This is a genomic window from Mucilaginibacter sp., assembly GCF_035492695.1.
In the GTDB taxonomy this organism is placed as follows: Bacteria; Bacteroidota; Bacteroidia; order Sphingobacteriales; family Sphingobacteriaceae; genus Mucilaginibacter.
Map to the genome: position 1 here is coordinate 223,641 of NZ_DATJJC010000027.1, position 16,752 is coordinate 240,392.

At 49.0% G+C, this 16,752-nt stretch carries 11 protein-coding genes; 2 read left to right on the forward strand and 9 right to left on the reverse strand.

Features of this window, described 5'->3' with window-relative positions; translation table 11 throughout:
- Nucleotides 1–6: 6 nt before the first annotated feature.
- From VL525_RS17370 to VL525_RS17390, 5 genes are read right to left on the reverse strand one after another with little or no spacing between them, the layout of a single operon-like run.
- Nucleotides 7–1,218, reverse strand: a complete 1,212-nt coding sequence (locus VL525_RS17370; RefSeq protein ID WP_325388303.1) for an aminotransferase class V-fold PLP-dependent enzyme — start codon at nt 1,216–1,218, stop codon at nt 7–9.
- Nucleotides 1,219–1,230: 12 nt separating this feature from the next.
- The gene (locus tag VL525_RS17375) at nt 1,231–1,692 is read right to left on the reverse strand and encodes a RidA family protein (protein WP_325388304.1); all 462 of its coding nucleotides are present in this window, start codon (nt 1,690–1,692) and stop codon (nt 1,231–1,233) included.
- A gap of 60 nt (nt 1,693–1,752) precedes the next feature.
- Nucleotides 1,753–2,202: a c-type cytochrome gene (locus tag VL525_RS17380; protein WP_325388305.1), complete on the reverse strand. Its 450-nt coding sequence runs from the start codon at nt 2,200–2,202 to the stop codon at nt 1,753–1,755.
- Between the two features lie 2 nt (nt 2,203–2,204).
- Nucleotides 2,205–3,140, reverse strand: coding sequence for an SMP-30/gluconolactonase/LRE family protein (locus VL525_RS17385; protein WP_325388306.1), 936 nt, complete (start codon nt 3,138–3,140; stop codon nt 2,205–2,207).
- Nucleotides 3,133–4,926: a c-type cytochrome gene (locus tag VL525_RS17390; protein ID WP_325388307.1), complete on the reverse strand. Its 1,794-nt coding sequence runs from the start codon at nt 4,924–4,926 to the stop codon at nt 3,133–3,135. Before VL525_RS17390 ends, VL525_RS17385 begins: the two co-directional genes overlap by 8 nt.
- A 607-nt stretch (nt 4,927–5,533) precedes the next feature.
- Between VL525_RS17390 and VL525_RS17395 the strand changes: the two genes are divergently transcribed.
- Nucleotides 5,534–10,600 carry a hypothetical protein gene (locus VL525_RS17395; protein WP_325388308.1) on the forward strand — a complete coding sequence of 1,689 codons (5,067 nt, stop codon included), beginning with the start codon at nt 5,534–5,536 and terminating at the stop codon, nt 10,598–10,600.
- Between the two features lie 25 nt (nt 10,601–10,625).
- Entirely contained in the window at nt 10,626–14,489 is a 3,864-nt protein-coding gene (locus VL525_RS17400) for a hypothetical protein (protein WP_325388309.1), read from the forward strand.
- 187 nt (nt 14,490–14,676) lie between these two features.
- Here VL525_RS17400 and VL525_RS17405 read toward each other — a convergent pair whose 3' ends face one another.
- The 4 genes from VL525_RS17405 to VL525_RS17420 all read right to left on the reverse strand — a co-directional run bounded on the left by VL525_RS17405 (nt 14,677) and on the right by VL525_RS17420 (nt 16,422).
- Nucleotides 14,677–15,135, reverse strand: coding sequence for an SRPBCC domain-containing protein (locus VL525_RS17405; protein WP_325388310.1), 459 nt, complete (start codon nt 15,133–15,135; stop codon nt 14,677–14,679).
- A 95-nt stretch (nt 15,136–15,230) separates the two neighbouring features.
- Nucleotides 15,231–15,638 carry an LIC_13387 family protein gene (locus VL525_RS17410; RefSeq protein ID WP_325388311.1) on the reverse strand — a complete coding sequence of 136 codons (408 nt, stop codon included), beginning with the start codon at nt 15,636–15,638 and terminating at the stop codon, nt 15,231–15,233.
- On the reverse strand, nt 15,635–16,093 hold the full coding sequence (locus tag VL525_RS17415; protein WP_325388312.1) for an SRPBCC family protein: 459 nt from the start codon (nt 16,091–16,093) through the stop codon (nt 15,635–15,637). Before VL525_RS17415 ends, VL525_RS17410 begins: the two co-directional genes overlap by 4 nt.
- 2 nt (nt 16,094–16,095) lie before the next feature.
- Complete coding sequence (locus VL525_RS17420; RefSeq protein WP_325388313.1) at nt 16,096–16,422, reverse strand: metalloregulator ArsR/SmtB family transcription factor; 327 nt, start codon at nt 16,420–16,422, stop codon at nt 16,096–16,098.
- Between the last annotated feature and the right edge of the window lie 330 nt (nt 16,423–16,752).

Genomic DNA, 16,752 nt, shown 5'->3' on the forward strand with positions numbered 1-16,752 from the left:
CTTATTTCAGGTGGCCTGTTGTAATATTGATTTTACCCTGCCGGCCACAATATCCACCTGGTCGGGCCGTAAAAGCACTACACCGATAGTAAGATGATCGGCCCCGCCATTCGCAACAATACTTGGCGTGCCGCTTTTTAGGGCCGCTACCACTTGCTGGGGCTTAATTTTGATTTTATCCTGGTCCCAGGTTACCTTCAGGCTCGGAAATGCGTTAGCCGGACCGGGGTCAATTGTCGTTTCGGTTTTAACGCTTTGCACCGCCTCAAGCTGCGAACCTATATGTTTGGTACGCTGAAGCCAGTCCTCCCATTCTTTTTTGTGATCCCTCTCCAGGTAAGCTTTCAGGGCTGCGTACATCCCAAACATCTCCTCCTTATTTACCTTCATCGGCCTGCCGATAGGCGCTTCGTTAGGGCTATGATTGGCGCGCGCTGCTGTTATCAGGTCCTTTCGTCCAAAAAGCAGGCCTGCGCTTTGCGGACCGCGTATCATTTTTCCGCCCGAAAAAGTAACCAGGTCAAAGCCTATCTTCTGGAACTTGAAAAGGTTCTCGACAGGCGGCACATCGGCAGCGGCATCCAAAAACGTAGGGATGTTATGCTTTTTGGCAACAGCTACAAAATCGGCGTGCGAGATACTGCTTTTTTCAGCTGCGTTAAAGAATAACGCCATTACCGTTCTATCGTTTATCGCCTTCTCCATTTCATCGGGGCCTTCAACTTCGATAATTTTGGCGCCGGTTGTGGTCACGGCCTGGTCGAAAAGGTAGCGGTGCGTTTTTTGCATGATCACCTCGGGTCGCGGACCGGGCAGGTTTGGCAACAGCTTTATTTTTTCGGCATCGGTGCCGGTTATGGCAGCCGCCGTGCCCAATAATATGGCACAAGCCGCACCGGAAGTCACCATGGCGGCTTCTACGTGCAGCATTTCAGCTATCCTGGCGCCTACTTTGTCCTGTAGCTCGTACATGTTGGCAAAGTCGTGCGAGGTTGAATTGATAGCCTCCAGCACCTCGGGTAACATCAGCGAGCCCGACAAAAAGGTCATGGTTACCGATGCATTGATCACCGGGGTAACGCCCAACTCCTTAAAAAGGTCGCGCTCAGGTTTTACCGGTGACGGCTGGATGGGTTTTCCAAGAGATGCGGCCCGGCTCACAAAGCCACTTGTTAGCGGCAATATGGTGAGGCCTTTCAATATGTCTCTGCGTTTCATTTCGATAGTTATTTATATATAAGCTATGCAATCCATTTCGACCAGCGAATTTCCCGGTACACCGCCCTTGGCAACGGCAACCGTAGTACGCACAGGCGGATTTTTACCAAAACGCCCCTTGTAAACCTCGTTCATCCCCTGGTAATCGGCAATATCATTCAGAAAAACGGAAACCTTCAGTACTTTTTCCATCGAAGAACCGGCTTTGATAAGCTCCTTCTCCAGTTCCTTCAATACAATTTCGGTATGTGCCTTAATTTCAAATGGCTCCACATGCGCCCCCTTGCCAGCAATAAAAACCATATTGCCCAGCTTGGTTGAACCCGAAAACAGGGGCACATCCTGTAACGTGGTTACATTATTGGCTACCTTTTCGTCCACAGGTTTGGCGATGGCATCCCTGCTTATACCGAATACTGACAGACCTACCACCGAGGCCAGCATTTTTTTCAAAATAGATCTTCTTTGTTCCATGTTGTTTAAAGTTTTAGTGATCGTTTGTTTTTTCTTTGTTTTTACTATTCTCACGGGTATTTATTTCGAACTGGCGGGTAAATTCTTTGAATTTAAGGTAAGTATATATTTCACCATTTTATTGGCATCAGCAAGCGCTATTGCCGGATGCGGAGCCATTGGTACCGGCCCCCATACACCGCTGCCGCCTTTGATAACCTTTTGCGAAAGTTCGTCAACCGAGGTTTGGTTTTGCGGATATTTTCCGGCAATAGCCGAATAAGGCGGCCCCACCAGTTTGTCGTCTATCTTGTGACATGTCAGGCAGTCCGACCTGGATATCAGTATTTTGCCCTCTTCAAGCTCAGGCGCAGTAGCAAAAGGCGGCGGAGGCGGAGGTATTACTTTGGCCGCTGCAGCAGGTGCTTTCTTTTTTACAGTGCCTTTTTTCTTTACCTGTGCAGGTGCATGCCAGGCGAGAGTTATAAACGCCATACCCATAATACTTGCTATTGATCTTTTGAATTTCATACTTATTTCTGCTTTTTGGACATTTCCCATTCGCGGCCGGGCTCATCTACCCTGAAAGTTTCCAGGTTGCCCCGGTCCTGCAGCGTCACATACATAGTTTTACCGTCCGGACCGCCAAAAGCGATATTCGTTGGCCGCTTGCCGATAAGTGTTATTTCCTGTATAATTTTTCCATCGGGCGATATTTTAGCTATTGTGCCTTTGCCGAACCGCGCCTGGTAAATATTGCCCTTTACATCGCATCTCAATCCATCCATTCCAAAATCCGTAAATTCGGTTACCAGGTGTTTATTGCTTATTTCGCCTTTTGATGAAAGATCATAGGCCCATATTTTGCGCTTTTCATTTACATACAACGTATGGCCATCCGGGCTCACATCTATTCCGTTAACTGTCGCCATGCTATCCAAAAGCTTTATTCTTCCGTCCGGGTCGATACGCCATATTTTACCTGTTCCTGCTTTCCAGTTGGGGTCACTGGCATATATCCTGCCCTTCTTATCAACGGCAATATCATTGGGCTGGCTCATTGTTGCCCGGTGGGCTAAAATGGTTTGTTGTTTGGTAGCCATGTTTACTTTAATAATATTATGCCCCGTGTAATCGGCGATCAGCATATTTCCGTGGCTGTCAAACCTTATCCCGTTACCGGTGCTTCCCTTCGGCAATTCTATAAAAACCGTGGCCGATCCGTCCGGTGTCATCTTGCCAATGCTTCCGTCATGATCAAAATTCACCGCGTAAACATTCCCGTCCTTATCAACTGCCGGCCCCTCAACACCAATAGTAAAACTGTTTACAGGGGTAAATAAAGCCGACTTATAAAGCAAGCCTGTATCCGCCAACTGGGCATTCGTACTTACTGTAATTATTGTAAGCGATACAACTAATAACAGCTGCTTAGCTGTGAAAGCAAGGATATGGTCTGATCTAATCATGAGTTTCTTTTGGTAATGTTTTTCTGACCGCGCCTACTTCTTCCGGCGTAACAATTTCAGGCAGGTTGTTAAAATTTGATTTTATATAAGTGAGCACCTCGGCAATTTGGGCGTCCGACAAGAAACTGCCGTGCCCCGGCATCACTTCGTTATAGGAAAGCCCTTTCACCTTCACGGGGCCTTTTAGTCCGTTAAGAATTACTTTTATCAGCCGGGGCGTGTTGTAATTCACCCACTCTGATTGTGCCAGTGGCGGGAACCTGTTTCCGTCGCCCTTACCATCTGCCTGGTGGCAGGCTACACAATAAGTACTGTAAACTGCCGAGGTGGTGGCCATGCCTTTGAACAGGTTATCTTTAACCTCGTCGGGTGTTTTGATGTTGGATGCCGTTTGCTTGCGCTTTTCCATTGCTGCCAGTTCGGGCGCCCCGAATTTCTTTTTGTCGCCCGTATACATGATACGCCATATCTTCCCTTTTTCTGTATCGCTCACATACAACGAGCCATCGGGCCCCTCGGCCAGGCCCATAGGCCGGTATACTGCGTTGCTCACGTTAACTATCGGGTCTACCTTTGCAAAACCATCTGCAAATACTTCCCACGGCCCCGAAGGCTTACCATCTTTGAAAGGAACAAATGCGATAATGTAGCCAGCCTGCGGATAGGGAGCCCTGTCGGTGGAACCATGGAAGGCTACAAAAGCCCCGTTTTTGTAATGCGAAGGGAACTGTTTCCCGTGGTAAAATAACAAGTCATTCGGTGCAAAATGTGCCGGGAAACCAATAAGCGGCTGTGTTAGTTTCGCACCATCTCCTTCTTTAACCCGATCCCCGCCGAACTCGGGGTTAAGCAGCTTTTTCCCTTTGATCGCATCATAATAATAGTAGGGCCAGCCACCGTCAAAATCTTTGGTCACTTTAAAAAATTCCTCTGCGGGCTGCATCGCGCTTTCCCAGGGGGTGTATATATCGGGCCAGATCATTCGAAAATCATCGCGGCCATGCGCTACGGTATAGAGCGATTTACTTTTGGCGTCCCAATCCAACGCTACGGTACTTCGCAAGCCTGTGGCAAACTTTACTCCATCGGCCTGGTGCTGACCGGTTTTATCGGCATCGAACATCCATATACCCCCATGGTCCTTTAACCACGGGTTGCCTTTATCCGGCGAACCCGGGTCGCCAACACCGGGCGAGCCCGGCTGCCGGTTGTTTACCTGCCCGGCGTTAGAGCCGGCACCCCAGCCAACATAAATGTGCCCTTTGTTGTCAAAAGCGATAGGCTTGGTTTGATGCTCATGATAAGGCGGATTGTCGACAACAATAGTGTCCATTTTGCTGTCCGGAACCAACTGTCCACGCTTCAGCTTCATCCGGTAAACCATCAGTTCCGAGCTGAAATACAGGTAGCCATTGTGTATCCGCATAGCTGTACCATAAGTATGTCCATCATATTTACCAAAAGGAATTATGATATCAGCCTTGCCGTCGCCATTAGTATCTCTCAGGGCGATGTTGCCATAACCCCCGTTTAAATTGTGATTTCTGGCCTTTACATAAATGTCGCCGTTCTTATTGACGGCTATATGCCTGGCCTGGCCCTTTAAACTGTCAACAACAACCAGTGCCCGGAAACCATCCGGCAAATAAAGGCCGTCATTGTCCGGGTAAACAGGCAATATCTTTTGTCCGGCGTTCCGCCACGAAAAGCCAGTAAATGCAAGCAAAGCGCCCGCGGCAATAAACTTCCACAAATGTGAACGAAAATAACGTTTAGCCTCAGTCATAGCAGTTCCAGTGCTTTTTTAAGGTTAATTAAGAAGTAAAACAGTAAAAATCAACAACCTTCGACCAGACAGAAACTGGTCAATTGCCTTAAATATCTTAAGCCGTAAAGTTTATACAACTAACGCTTATATCTTTTAATTACTAAAAACACGGCGCAACAGCACATATCCATTTATCCTGGCGGCGTAGCCAGGTCTATTTCGTTGGGGTACCGTATTTATTATCGCAAGAGGCTGGAGTAATATTAAATTACATCACTCACCATGTGAGAAGCAGGTAGCAACAATTGCAATGGCAAGTTAACAGAAATATTTTGCTTTGCAAGAACTCGAAAATTTTTCATTTATAACCCGGGCATCCTGTACCCGCTCCAAAACCCGTGATATTTTAAAATCCATATGGGCTGCCTTCGCCGGTTTGGAGAAGTTAATATTATGGTTTATAAACCGCCACCTGCTTAACTTTTATTTAATAAAATTACGCATTGGGTATTTTCCACACGCCGTTTGCGTAGTTCTACGCTTCATCCGCAATTTATTAGTTCCTTAATTTACAATGCCTTTGACGACCTTATCTGGATGACTAACCAACTTAATTGTATTACCTATGCAACAACAGGACATTATCAACCTAATTCAGGAACTCAGCAGTTCTCTTGGTCAGCCAGATGCAGGCAGCGGCACAACGGCGCTTCAATCTCAGCTTGCACCTATCCTCTTAAATGACTTGCAGGCAAATGCGATAAAGCCGGTAAAATCGGCCACACTCGCGTCACCAGTGATGCCCGCGCGCAACAAATTAAGTCTCGGCGGCCTGTTCCCGACCTCGAGCCAGTTGCTGACCGACAGCCCGGGCGTTTTTAAGACCATTGGCAAAAAGGTTGGTACAACAACCACAACCATCACAGTAGGCGACAAAAGCGGTTCCGGTATATTGAATCAATTGCCGGTAGTCCCGGTTAAAGTGGCCCCTGTTAAAACGACGATCCCGCCGGTTAAAACAACAGCACCGCCGGTTATCATACCGGTACGCAACATCAACGAAACGATATCCATTTTCCTGGATACCGATACAACTCACCCGGCAATTATCGTTCCGATAACCATCAGCATCGTAAAGATCGATCTGCCGGCCGCACCCACCAAATATACGGTAACGGCGGGCAGCATCTGGATACTGTCGAAACTGATAGCCAGCACTGCTCCTGCGGGTGCTTATACCGGCCTGACCATAAGCGCCGGCAGCATAACTTTTAACCAGCACCTGGATATCAACAGTAATAAGGCGGTAATTATGCCGGCTGGCGCTGTTTGCACCGTAACGTTAAATCTGAAACAGCCGGTTAACAACACTGCATCGCCCGGTAACATCGGTATCGATGCTATGAATGCCCAGGTGGTTCTGCCGGCGACTTTCAGCTTCACATTAACTGAAGCGGGTATAAAAATAAACAGCTTTGCAGACGCATCGTGGAAGCTTTACGGAAGCGCAAATACCTTTCAATACGATCCTGCAGCCATCCCGGTTTACAACCCTGCTTTAAACGGAATTTATATAGGCTGTAATGTTACCGCGCCAACTTTTGCGGTAAGTAAGTGCGACTCGTCATTCTTTACAATACAGGGCTCCGCCCCTATCCTTAAAGGTTATTGGGATCTGCCCGTTGCCACGATAGATATAACGCAAGCCAATACCGCGTTAGGTACCGGCGCGTTGGCCGCGTTATGCCTGTCGGGCTTACAGGTTAGCTGGACCGGCCTGGAAGGGGGCCCGGTTAAACTCGCCGCGCCGTTACTGTCGGCTACTGTTGGTATTATAGGGGTCACCGACCTTTTTGCCGGGAACCGCTATGGCAAACAGCATTACGACCTTTGGAGCAACGACACCACGGGCCTGCTATCCACCGCCGATGTAAGCTATTCCAAACAATTCGGACTTTATTTTTTAAGTATTCAGGCTGGCGAGGAATTATTGAGTACCAACGTATCATTCATAGCCAATATCGACCGGCCCGTTAAGGTGGACGATAGCCCCGTTAGTGTAAAAGGCACAAATGCCCTTTTGTACCAGGCCATAGTGCCTGGGAAGAAAATAGTTTTGCTGTACGATAGCCAGCTTTTGCTGCAAAATTATCCCCCGCCGCCAAATACAACGCTCAACAGTGTGCCGCAACAGGCCATGGCGCTTACCAATGGCTTACTCACCACAACCCCGGTTTCAGGCGTGATCCTTTTTGGCGAGCTGTTAAACCCAACGACGTTTGCACAAGCCCGCCTGCTGCTTTCCTTTGGCTTGTTTAACCTGACACCGGCGCTGCCCGACCCTTACGCCGCAAGCCGCCTGTATTGGGGCAGCCAACGGGGTGCTGCGGGTACTACCGCCACGGGCGCCGCAGGCAACGGGCAGGTACAAAAAACGCTACCGCTATCACAAGTGCAAAGCTTGTTAACCGGCCTGGTAAGCTGGCCACAACCCGGTGCCCCGGCTAAGGCGCCGCAGGCCGCGAAAGTTTCCTTTGCTATTACGCCTTTAGCCAATACAACGGTGGCTGCCGCCAATGTGGCCAAACCGCAGAAGTTGCAGGCCCGGGCCGTCGCTCAACCCGACCCTGGCCAACGATGGGACCAGGCTACGGCGCAGTTTGGCACACCCAATTTCTGCATGCTGGATGTTTCAACGAACGCCGACCTGATGGGTGTGTCCTTTTCGACAACGAACATCCAGGCGAAAAGCGATGGCCAGTCATCCACTATTCAGCCCATAGATAATTCGGCCGAGGCAGACATGCTCCAGATATTGGGAATGGACCTGGCCACTCCGGGAAAATTTGTCAGGGCGTTTATGGTTCCCGAAATAACCTGGGAGCCGGTGGTCAACCTTACCCCGCCGGCAGTAAAATCAGGCGCTCAGGACCCGCCGCTTGGCTGGCTGCTGTTTGGTGATGACGGCGGGCCAACACAAATATTCAATAACAGTTCCAAAGTTGTTCCGATAGCCCCGGTTCCGGTTAGTAAGTTTATTGTCGACAGTTACACCCATACCCCGGCAGGCAACCCGCTTATTACAGCCTCGCTGTTTACCCTGCCATTTGGCATGCGTTCAATGGCCATAATGAACAGCGGCACACCTATACCTGCCAACATTAAGCCGCCTACATTAAGCATCGAGCCTCAGGATTTCGATATTACGCCAAAAAATGTCCCCAATGCCCCTCAAAAGATAGTAAGCGGTGGCCTGCAAATAGCTGCACGCGGCCAGCAGGACACCACACAGCCAAATGTCAGCCCTTCGTTTTCGGGCTTTACAACGCAGTTCCGGAATGTGCTTAACGCAAGCGGAACGCCCGCAAATGCAAGCGTACTTGGCCCCGACGTAGATTATATCTTTAATCAGCAGTTTCAGCCCCCGCTTATTCACAAAGTCGGTGTCCCTGTCGAGCGGATCGATTTTTCCGGCTATGGCGCCAGCATGTTTAGCAATTGGCTTGATCCGAATGCAAGCATTGCCGCTACCAGCCAGGCCAAATTTGATGTGATTGTCGGCAGAACGTCGCTCGAGATCATACAGGTAAAAAGCCTCGTTTATCCCTGGGGCATACGGGTAGTGCGCACCGTTACTATTTATCGTAGCGGCAGTGCTATCATATACCGGGTGGACAGCGGCTGGAGAGCCGATACTGACGGGGTTTATGATTTTTCCTACAACGACGAATCAGGCACGCATATAGCCAGCCCGTATACTTTCCATCCAGGTATAGTAAAAGGGGTATTCAGTGTAAAAAATATAGTTGAGAACGACCTGCCTCAATTTAGCAGGACATGGGTAAGGACACCCCCAGGAAACTACATCAATGATGATGGCATCAGCGTACCCATCCCGGCGGCAGGTGTATCCAAAGACATATTGCTGCAGCCAATTAACTTTGACGCCGATGTACAGATAGACAACGTGGTACAAGGCGCCTCCAACGGCAGGGTGCCGTCAAAGCAAATGCTGGGTTATGTTCAGCTTGGCCCCCGCGGCGAACCGATCTCCCCTGCGTTCTTCAATCAACTTCTGCAAACTCAGGCCGGCTCGCTTGGCGGTCCCGTTGATTGTATCATCGATATCGGAAAATCAGGTCAGCAAATGCGCTTGAACCGCGTCGATGTCGCCGGCGCACCCGACCCTGCCTCGCCCGATCCTGTATTCACAGGCACGGCGCGCGGCACGGTCATCCTGCCGAAAGACGGCTCCTGGAGCATTGTACAACATGACCTTGGAAGCGGGGCCGTTTCACCGGTGGAAAATAATGCGCCGGTACCGTTAATACGGAGGGGTAAATTATTGGCTAACGGCACATCGGATTACCCGGCCGAACAATTGCGCCTCGCCAATCCGGCCGACTTGTTACGGCCGCCTGCACCTGCAACCATCAATTATGGTTTGTTGCAAAATACCGGAACGCAAAAAGTGTTGTTCCAGCTTCCGTCATACAAAGCGGGCGTAAAGCAGCTCCAGTCGTTTGGCAACGATTTTCCGCTGGCTAAATTTGCCGATGCATTTCACCTCATCAATTCGACAGGGATATTCCCTAACCCTTTGGATATTCCGGATATGGATATGTCGAAATTCGGCATCAATATTCTGGACAAAGGCTACCAGCTTTTGAATAAATTAAGTCCGGGCAACATCCTGAAACAAGTGTTGCCGTCGCCGTGGTACTTTGTTAATACTAAGGATGTAAAGCTTTACATAACCTATAATACCGGCTCAGACAAGAACCTTAATTATGATCTTAATTCACTTGCCGAAAGCTGGGTTTCAAGCGCAAAAAGCATAACGCTGAATGTCGACCTGGGGCCCTTTACCAAGATGGTTTACATCGATGGTAACTTCGACTCCGAAAACGGGTCGGATTCAGCCTTTAACCTACCCCAATTGCAGTTCGGGCCCGACCTGAAGCCGATAGTAGATATCCTGCAGGTACTCGAAAGCCTGTCGACCGGCGACTATGCGGCGGTAGCCAAAAAGGCGCTGGAAGTGGCCATGAGCAATAGCGGCGATAATTTTGAATATAAATTCCACGCCGATAAGGAGATTGCCACACTTCACTTTCCTCCCGCCGAATTAGATGGGCCCACCACGCCGTTGCGGCTTACAGCCGGGCTAAAGGTTGGCGCCTATTTTAACGAGGTGCTTTCCATCACCTCTGATCCAAGCAATCTTATACCATCCGCCGGAGCTTATTTCGAATTCGACGGTGGAATGCAGGTAATGTGCGTATCCCTGGCAGCAGCCACGGTTTACGCCGTAGGCCAGGTGGTTGTACGGCTAAGCGCCGATGTGAAAACCGGGCCGGCGCTATACATGAAGTTCGGCTTTGGGGTCGAATTGATGGTGGGTTTGCCGGTTGTCGGCGACGTATCGGTGACCTATATGGTTGGTATCGAAATGAACCTGACATCGACCGAGATCAAGATCACGGCCTTCCTCCTGTTCAAAGGCGAAGCGAACCTGCTGGGCGGTTTGGTAGATATTACCATCACGATAGAAGCTTCGGGCACCATCGATCGTACAGCGAACAAAACCGATATGACAGCACAGGTTACTTTCGCTATCGACATCAGCATATTCCTTGTAATAGACATCAATTTCTCTAAATCATGGTCAGAGTCAAGGCAGATAGCCTGACTTTCAAAAAACAAACTTAAAAGTTATGGCAGCAAAACTCACCATATTGACTTTCCCTCAAAAATTACTGGGAAATAAGCTTAGTATCAATGCTCTGATCATTCCAAGGAATATCGATCCTACACAGCCGCTGGCACCGGGCACACCACCTTTCCAGTCGGCCAACCTGAAATTACAGGCAAAGGTGATAGCCGATCTTTCCATTTTCCCAAGTGATCTTCAGCCTTCAACCTCCTTCCCTCTGGCAGGGGTTGCGATACCGGCAGGGGCACCGTCGGTCTTTTCGACACTTGCGGCAAAATTCAACGTTTCAGTTGTGGGCGATGCGGCCCCACCGGCTAATGCCAATCACTTCATACAAAAATATTTACCGCTTAGTTATCGCAGCTCTTTTAATTTTACCAATCCAAGAGTGAAAGAAGCAGTTATTGACGACAGCTACGCTTGTGCTGTAAGGAGTACGGTTGTAAATCCCGCCTTTGTTAATTCCGACCCTACGGCTGTAAGCTGGGGACAAGTTTTCGCTTACTTGTTGCGGCAGCCCGACCTGGCGCGTTCGGCGGGCTTTTTGCAGTCTTCTACCATAACCATCGATGTCAATACGTTTCCGAACGGTGGCTGGTTATGGATCGACCTTGACAACGGAAGCGATTACTTTGCCGAGAGCCAGGCCGATAAAGGCATGGTGAAAAAATATGCGGCACGCATCCCTGCCTTAGTGCCTAATAAGAACCGCAATGTCTTTGCGGCCGTACAGTTCCCTGTACTTTTCAAGCAGAATGCAATGGACCCCGACCCTGTACCGGCGGGAAACTTCGACCCGATATTTATCGAAGCAAGTGAATACGACACCGGCTTTTCAAAGATCGTCCACACCTATCAGCCGGTAAACAACAACTTTGTAAAAGAAGAAGAGGATCCTGAATCGCTGCCGACCAAAGACCTTGGTATCCGCATCGGGTGGGACGATGAGCAGTTATTGATATGGCAGAACCGCCAGATGGCGGAGGACCCCGATAAACCGGGCACGGGCCTTCGGGTCGATTCTCCGTTGGGCGTAGCCAAATACCGGGTAGATGTAAGACTGGCCGTTCCGTCGGGCCAGGCTGAAAATCCATGGACATCGCTTGCGATGGTAAAATCGAAAACAAACATTACACTCGGGCCGGTGCAGATCACCCCAAACGGCAAACAGTTTGAACTGGGTACCGAAGTTTATCCTTCGCAAATAGATGGCAATACAAGCGCTAATTTTTGGCTGCCTTCATACTTTACGCAATGGGTAGGCAAGTCGCTGGTACTGTCGGATGCCGATGCGGCAGTAATGCATAAAACTGACCAGGCCGGCGCGGTACAGCAAACGTTGTATGACCCTGTTGGCGAGGGGAGCCCAGGCTTGTTTTATGGAAATGTCTATGATTTCAGGGTGCGAATGACCGACTTTACCGGCGGCGGCCCGGTTACTACCCATAAGCCCGATCCGGATAACCAGGGCCCGGCGCCTGTTTCAACCATCCATTTCAAACGGTATGTAGTGCCGCAACAGTTGAACTGGCCAGATAAACCCATCAACGGAGATCTTTTCACCGGCACTTCTGTTAACGTCACCCGGCCAAGACTGGGGTATCCAGCGGTAGTATTTACCAAAAAATACCCGAACGCTATTGCGCTGCTTAAAGCCGATGCAGACGCCGCGGCCGGGAACCCCACCAACGGAAAGCTGGGCAGGGATTTCGGACTGGCCGACCCTGATGTAACGCAGGTGGAAATCCTGGTAGAAGTAAAATCATTACTAATGGACAACCAATTGTCTGCCAGCGGGCGAGAGGCCTACATACCTTTATATACTACGCACCGGTCGTTTCCGGCCGACTTTAATGCGGCTTTGAATATGCCGATCAAATACGTAGATGCACCGGTTCTGGCGCTTGGCGACCCCACCAACCTGGAAGCCCTGGGCCTTACAGCCGGGCAGATCGATACCATTCCGCAGATCGTACTACCAACGTCAAGGGATATCCGCGTTACTATGCGGCCGGTTTGCCCGCCTGACCCAAATTATTTTGGATCGGGCCTGACTAACCGCGGGCTCCCGGTATCGTTTATGGTACGAAAGGAATCTGCCGTTGAGAAAGGTCTTTTCTCGGGCACGGGCGCCGAAAATCAATTACAGGGTATATACCTTCAGCCCGATCCTGATCCGCTGCCGTTAAACAGGGATACCCGCTTTAAAATTTTGCTGGGCGACCGCAATGCCAACAATCCGCCTGACCTTGTACAACGGTTGGCCGCTCAGCTCGGCGTAAATAATAAAGGATTTACCCTGGTAGGCAAGCCCGGCAAACAGGTGCAGTTCGGCTGTTCGCGCGCGATTCGGCATTCGCTGTCGCCTGACAGTTCAAACATTACCATCTCAACCAAAAGCGATCTGCTTAATCATTGGATCGTAGCAGTAAAACTTGTCCTTAACCGCGATTGGACCTGGGATGCGGTAAAAACTGATAGCTTCCTGGTACAGCGTATCATGAAATATAAAGCGAACGGCGCTATAGTAGCCGCCGACCCGAAAGAAAATGTGGGTTATATAAGACTTGGTAACACGGCTAACATAAATTCGCTACTAAACCCTGACCGGTCTGAAATGGACCTGGTGTACCTGGATGCCGTAGAGCCGAAGCCGCTGCCCGGAAAGTTCCCGGATATTATTGAGCTTGAATACATTATTACACCACAATTTATCGCTGCGCCTGCGGCCGATAAACCCCTGGCCCTTAATCTGGAGTTACCGGTAACTACTAATCCTTCGCAGATACCCGTATTGGCTTCGGCAGGTATGGCTTTATCTAAATATATCACTAACGACGATTATTCGGCAACCGAAGCGCGCGAAAAACACCTGTGGTTCGAGTTCAAGGATGCACCTGCCGATCCGAATGACAGCTTTTTCATTCGCCTGCTCAATTATGCGCCAGATCCATTACTGGCACAGCTTACGCCGGGCCTGGTTGAGAATACACAGGAACCCGCGCTGCCTATCGACCCGGAACTGATACGTGTGATCAGTTCGGGCAATAACACGGACGACGAAGCGGGGCTTGATGCCATGCAGGAAATGATACCGGCTGAAGGATCGGATAAGCATTTCCTTATCCCATTGCCCCCAGGCTTACATAACGCATCGCCTGAATTGTTCGGCCTGTTCACTTACGAGATCAGGGCCGGGCATAAGAAGATTTGGAGTACCGCACAGGGCAGGTATGGCCGCCCGTTACGGATAACCGGTGTGCAGCATCCTGCGCCAACCCTGTTTTGCAGCGTAAACCGCGACGAATTGGCTATAAGCGTAAGCGCTCCTCATGCCGTAGCCGTACTTAATGGGGTAAATGTAACGGCTAAACCCCCGCGTACCGACATCTGGGCGTTGCTCTATGCACAGGTTACGCAGGCCGACGGGCAATCTAACCGCAACATTCTTTTAGGCGAAAAGCTACTTGTTACTCCCCAGCCGCCAGTAGGGCTTGTTCCGGTTACATTCAAAATTAACCGCGATGCGGTTGTTTATTCACAAACAACATGGACAAATAACGAAGTGTCGCAGGTATTAGCCCTGATGGGGCTTCCCGTATCTTCGTCTCTCAGCGTAATTTGTGTCGAAATGATGCCCAACCCTAACACCTATTTGGATATGGTGTCTAATACAAAGGAACCGTATGCTGCTTATGAGTCGAGCCCGATTGGCGTAGTTGCGAAACCGCTGGAATCACGGGAGACTGTCGCGACAGCAAATGCGGTAGCAAGTAATGTCAGCCCGCTGGGCAACGGCTTAGGTAAATTCCGCATATTGCGCACCTCGCCGCTGACACCGGTGCCGTTTGTTTGCTGTACATAACGAGGTTTAAACTATAAACCCCATTGACTGCTGAATACCAGGCAATAGCTTTACTTGTTGCAGGGTATTCAGTTCTGCCTCATATTCGTGAAGAAGCCAATGGTCAATTTCAGGGGCTTCTTCGATTTTAGTTTGTGTTGACCGGTTAACCGGGGCTTCCCTTTCGTTCGAATGGCGATTATTGCGATCATCGGTTTAGTTCTTCCCTGGTTGTTGGCTTTCCTTTACCGGTGGTAATCAGGCTTTTCAAACTGCCATTAATATAGCCCGTCCAGGCATGTGAGCAATCCTTATAACATTCTATCCCGGGTACCAGGCCAATCTGCATAAAACGCACTTCGGTTTGATCACCCTTTCTGGCAATGTCAAAAATAATGGTGGTGCCGGTCCATTCGCTTTCGTCTTCTATGAAAGTGAGTTTACTATCGGTGATCAGCCAGGTTATCTTTTTGTTCGGAACAACTTCAATAAGCTTTTGCTTTGAATAATGCACGTCCCAAAATTGCACCGAAAATTCATCGTTTAACTTTCCGGTGTCTCCGTCCACTCCTTCCGTCCACCAGCCGCGGACATTTTTAATCGCCTCAAAAGCCTCATTTGGGCTTTGATCAACCAGGAAGCTAACGGTAAAATTCTCGTTATTCATGGCCGCCTCCTTTTATTGTCCAGTTTTTGCTGGTTTGTATAAGTTCAGGATATTTGTTAAAAATTATCTTTTCCATCATTTTATAATAATTGCTGTTAAACACTTGATGATCTTTCCCTCATAGCCAATAAAGTTGTTACGCCCGCCAATAATGAAAATGCAGCGGCAAACGGAAAGAAATAAATAAATTCGATAATGGACAGGAACAGTAAAAAAAGGCCCAGTGCCAAAATGAAGCGCCGGTTATGTTCCGCCGATAAAAGCCATAATAAAATGCTGACCAGTAATAATACACCTATCATACCGTAGCCATACCCCGCGAAAAAGTCTCCTATACTCACCGACCGCCCCATAAAATCAAACCGGTTACCAAGCATCCCGTCGATCACTTGTTTCACGGCTGCATTTGGTGCATCTTTCCAGGTCAGTGCACCCATCGTATGCCCAAGCATATGCAGCAGCATAATAACGCTCGCTATGCGAAGTAAAATTTTCGGCCTCATTGCTCAGCTTCCTTTTTGTAAAGCTCCATGATCAAACCCCAGCCTTCGTTCATGCTTTCCACAGATTTACCATTGCCCAGCTTGTGCAGGTCCTTATGTTCAAATTTTACACGGGTTGCTTTATGGCCTTCGGGAATAAATTGCGTTACCACTTCCGTAGCCAGGGTCGGGTCGCACTTAAAATCGCCGTTTATCTGCCATATCAGCACAAACAGGTCATAAGGCTGATAAGTTGACACATAGCCAATATTGGCTTCGCTGCCATCGGCATGTTTAGAATACCATCGCCCATGGACGCGTGGTTCTACCACAATTCCGGTCATTTCCGCGCTGCCGATATGGTGTGTCCGCGGCCACCACTTATCCATTTGTTCCGTAAAAACCTTAAATGCCGTTTCCTGGGTGGCCTCTACCACGAACTCCTTTTTGACAGAAGTTAAGCTGATCGTTTCCATATTCATTCGTGTTTATTATTTTCTTTTTCGGTGTTTTCAGCAATTCTTTTGAAATTGGCGAGCGCTTCGTCCCAAAATTTGTCCAGGTATTCCCGCATCACCAATATCCCTTCGCGGTCCACTTCGTAAAAGTTTTTTGCGCCGCTGGTTTTAATGTTGATGAGTTTGGCCTCCCTCAGCACTTTAAGGTGTTGCGACACTGCCGGCCGGCTCACAGGCAAACCATCGGCAATATCTACCACTGCCAAAGGCCGATGGCGTAATTTCTCAAATATCGCCCGGCGCGTCGGGTCGCCCAGGGCGTTGAATGCTCTCTCGCTTGCGCTCATAAATTTCCCAAATGGTAAGCATAAACTTACCGTAAGTACAAACTTACCAATAAAAATAAAAAATGCAACTTTTTAAATAGTTTTTTTATTTGTCATTTTTTCATTCCGAATTCTATAAATCTTTCCCAACACGATATAACAGGGAAGTGCCTGGCTGAACCGACATTTGTTCTATCAAATAATTAAAAAAAAGATCATGAAATCAGAAATCAAAGTGAGCGAAATATCTCAGAAAAACGGACAAAAATGTTCAAACCCAAATTGCACTTGCCAAAATTGCACCTGCGGCGATAACTGTACCTGTAAAAATTGCAAGTAATAATACTTTTA

Coding starts and splice junctions, on each gene's coding strand:
- VL525_RS17375 (WP_325388304.1), bottom strand. CDS start 1,692: ATGGAACAAAGAAGATCTATTTTGAAAAAAATGCTGGCCTCGGTGGTA.
- VL525_RS17420 (WP_325388313.1), bottom strand. CDS start 16,422: ATGAGCGCAAGCGAGAGAGCATTCAACGCCCTGGGCGACCCGACGCGC.
- VL525_RS17380 (WP_325388305.1), bottom strand. CDS start 2,202: ATGAAATTCAAAAGATCAATAGCAAGTATTATGGGTATGGCGTTTATA.
- VL525_RS17385 (WP_325388306.1), bottom strand. CDS start 3,140: ATGATTAGATCAGACCATATCCTTGCTTTCACAGCTAAGCAGCTGTTA.
- VL525_RS17405 (WP_325388310.1), bottom strand. CDS start 15,135: ATGAATAACGAGAATTTTACCGTTAGCTTCCTGGTTGATCAAAGCCCA.
- VL525_RS17400 (WP_325388309.1), top strand. CDS start 10,626: ATGGCAGCAAAACTCACCATATTGACTTTCCCTCAAAAATTACTGGGA.
- VL525_RS17415 (WP_325388312.1), bottom strand. CDS start 16,093: ATGGAAACGATCAGCTTAACTTCTGTCAAAAAGGAGTTCGTGGTAGAG.
- VL525_RS17390 (WP_325388307.1), bottom strand. CDS start 4,926: ATGACTGAGGCTAAACGTTATTTTCGTTCACATTTGTGGAAGTTTATT.
- VL525_RS17370 (WP_325388303.1), bottom strand. CDS start 1,218: ATGAAACGCAGAGACATATTGAAAGGCCTCACCATATTGCCGCTAACA.
- VL525_RS17410 (WP_325388311.1), bottom strand. CDS start 15,638: ATGAGGCCGAAAATTTTACTTCGCATAGCGAGCGTTATTATGCTGCTG.
- VL525_RS17395 (WP_325388308.1), top strand. CDS start 5,534: ATGCAACAACAGGACATTATCAACCTAATTCAGGAACTCAGCAGTTCT.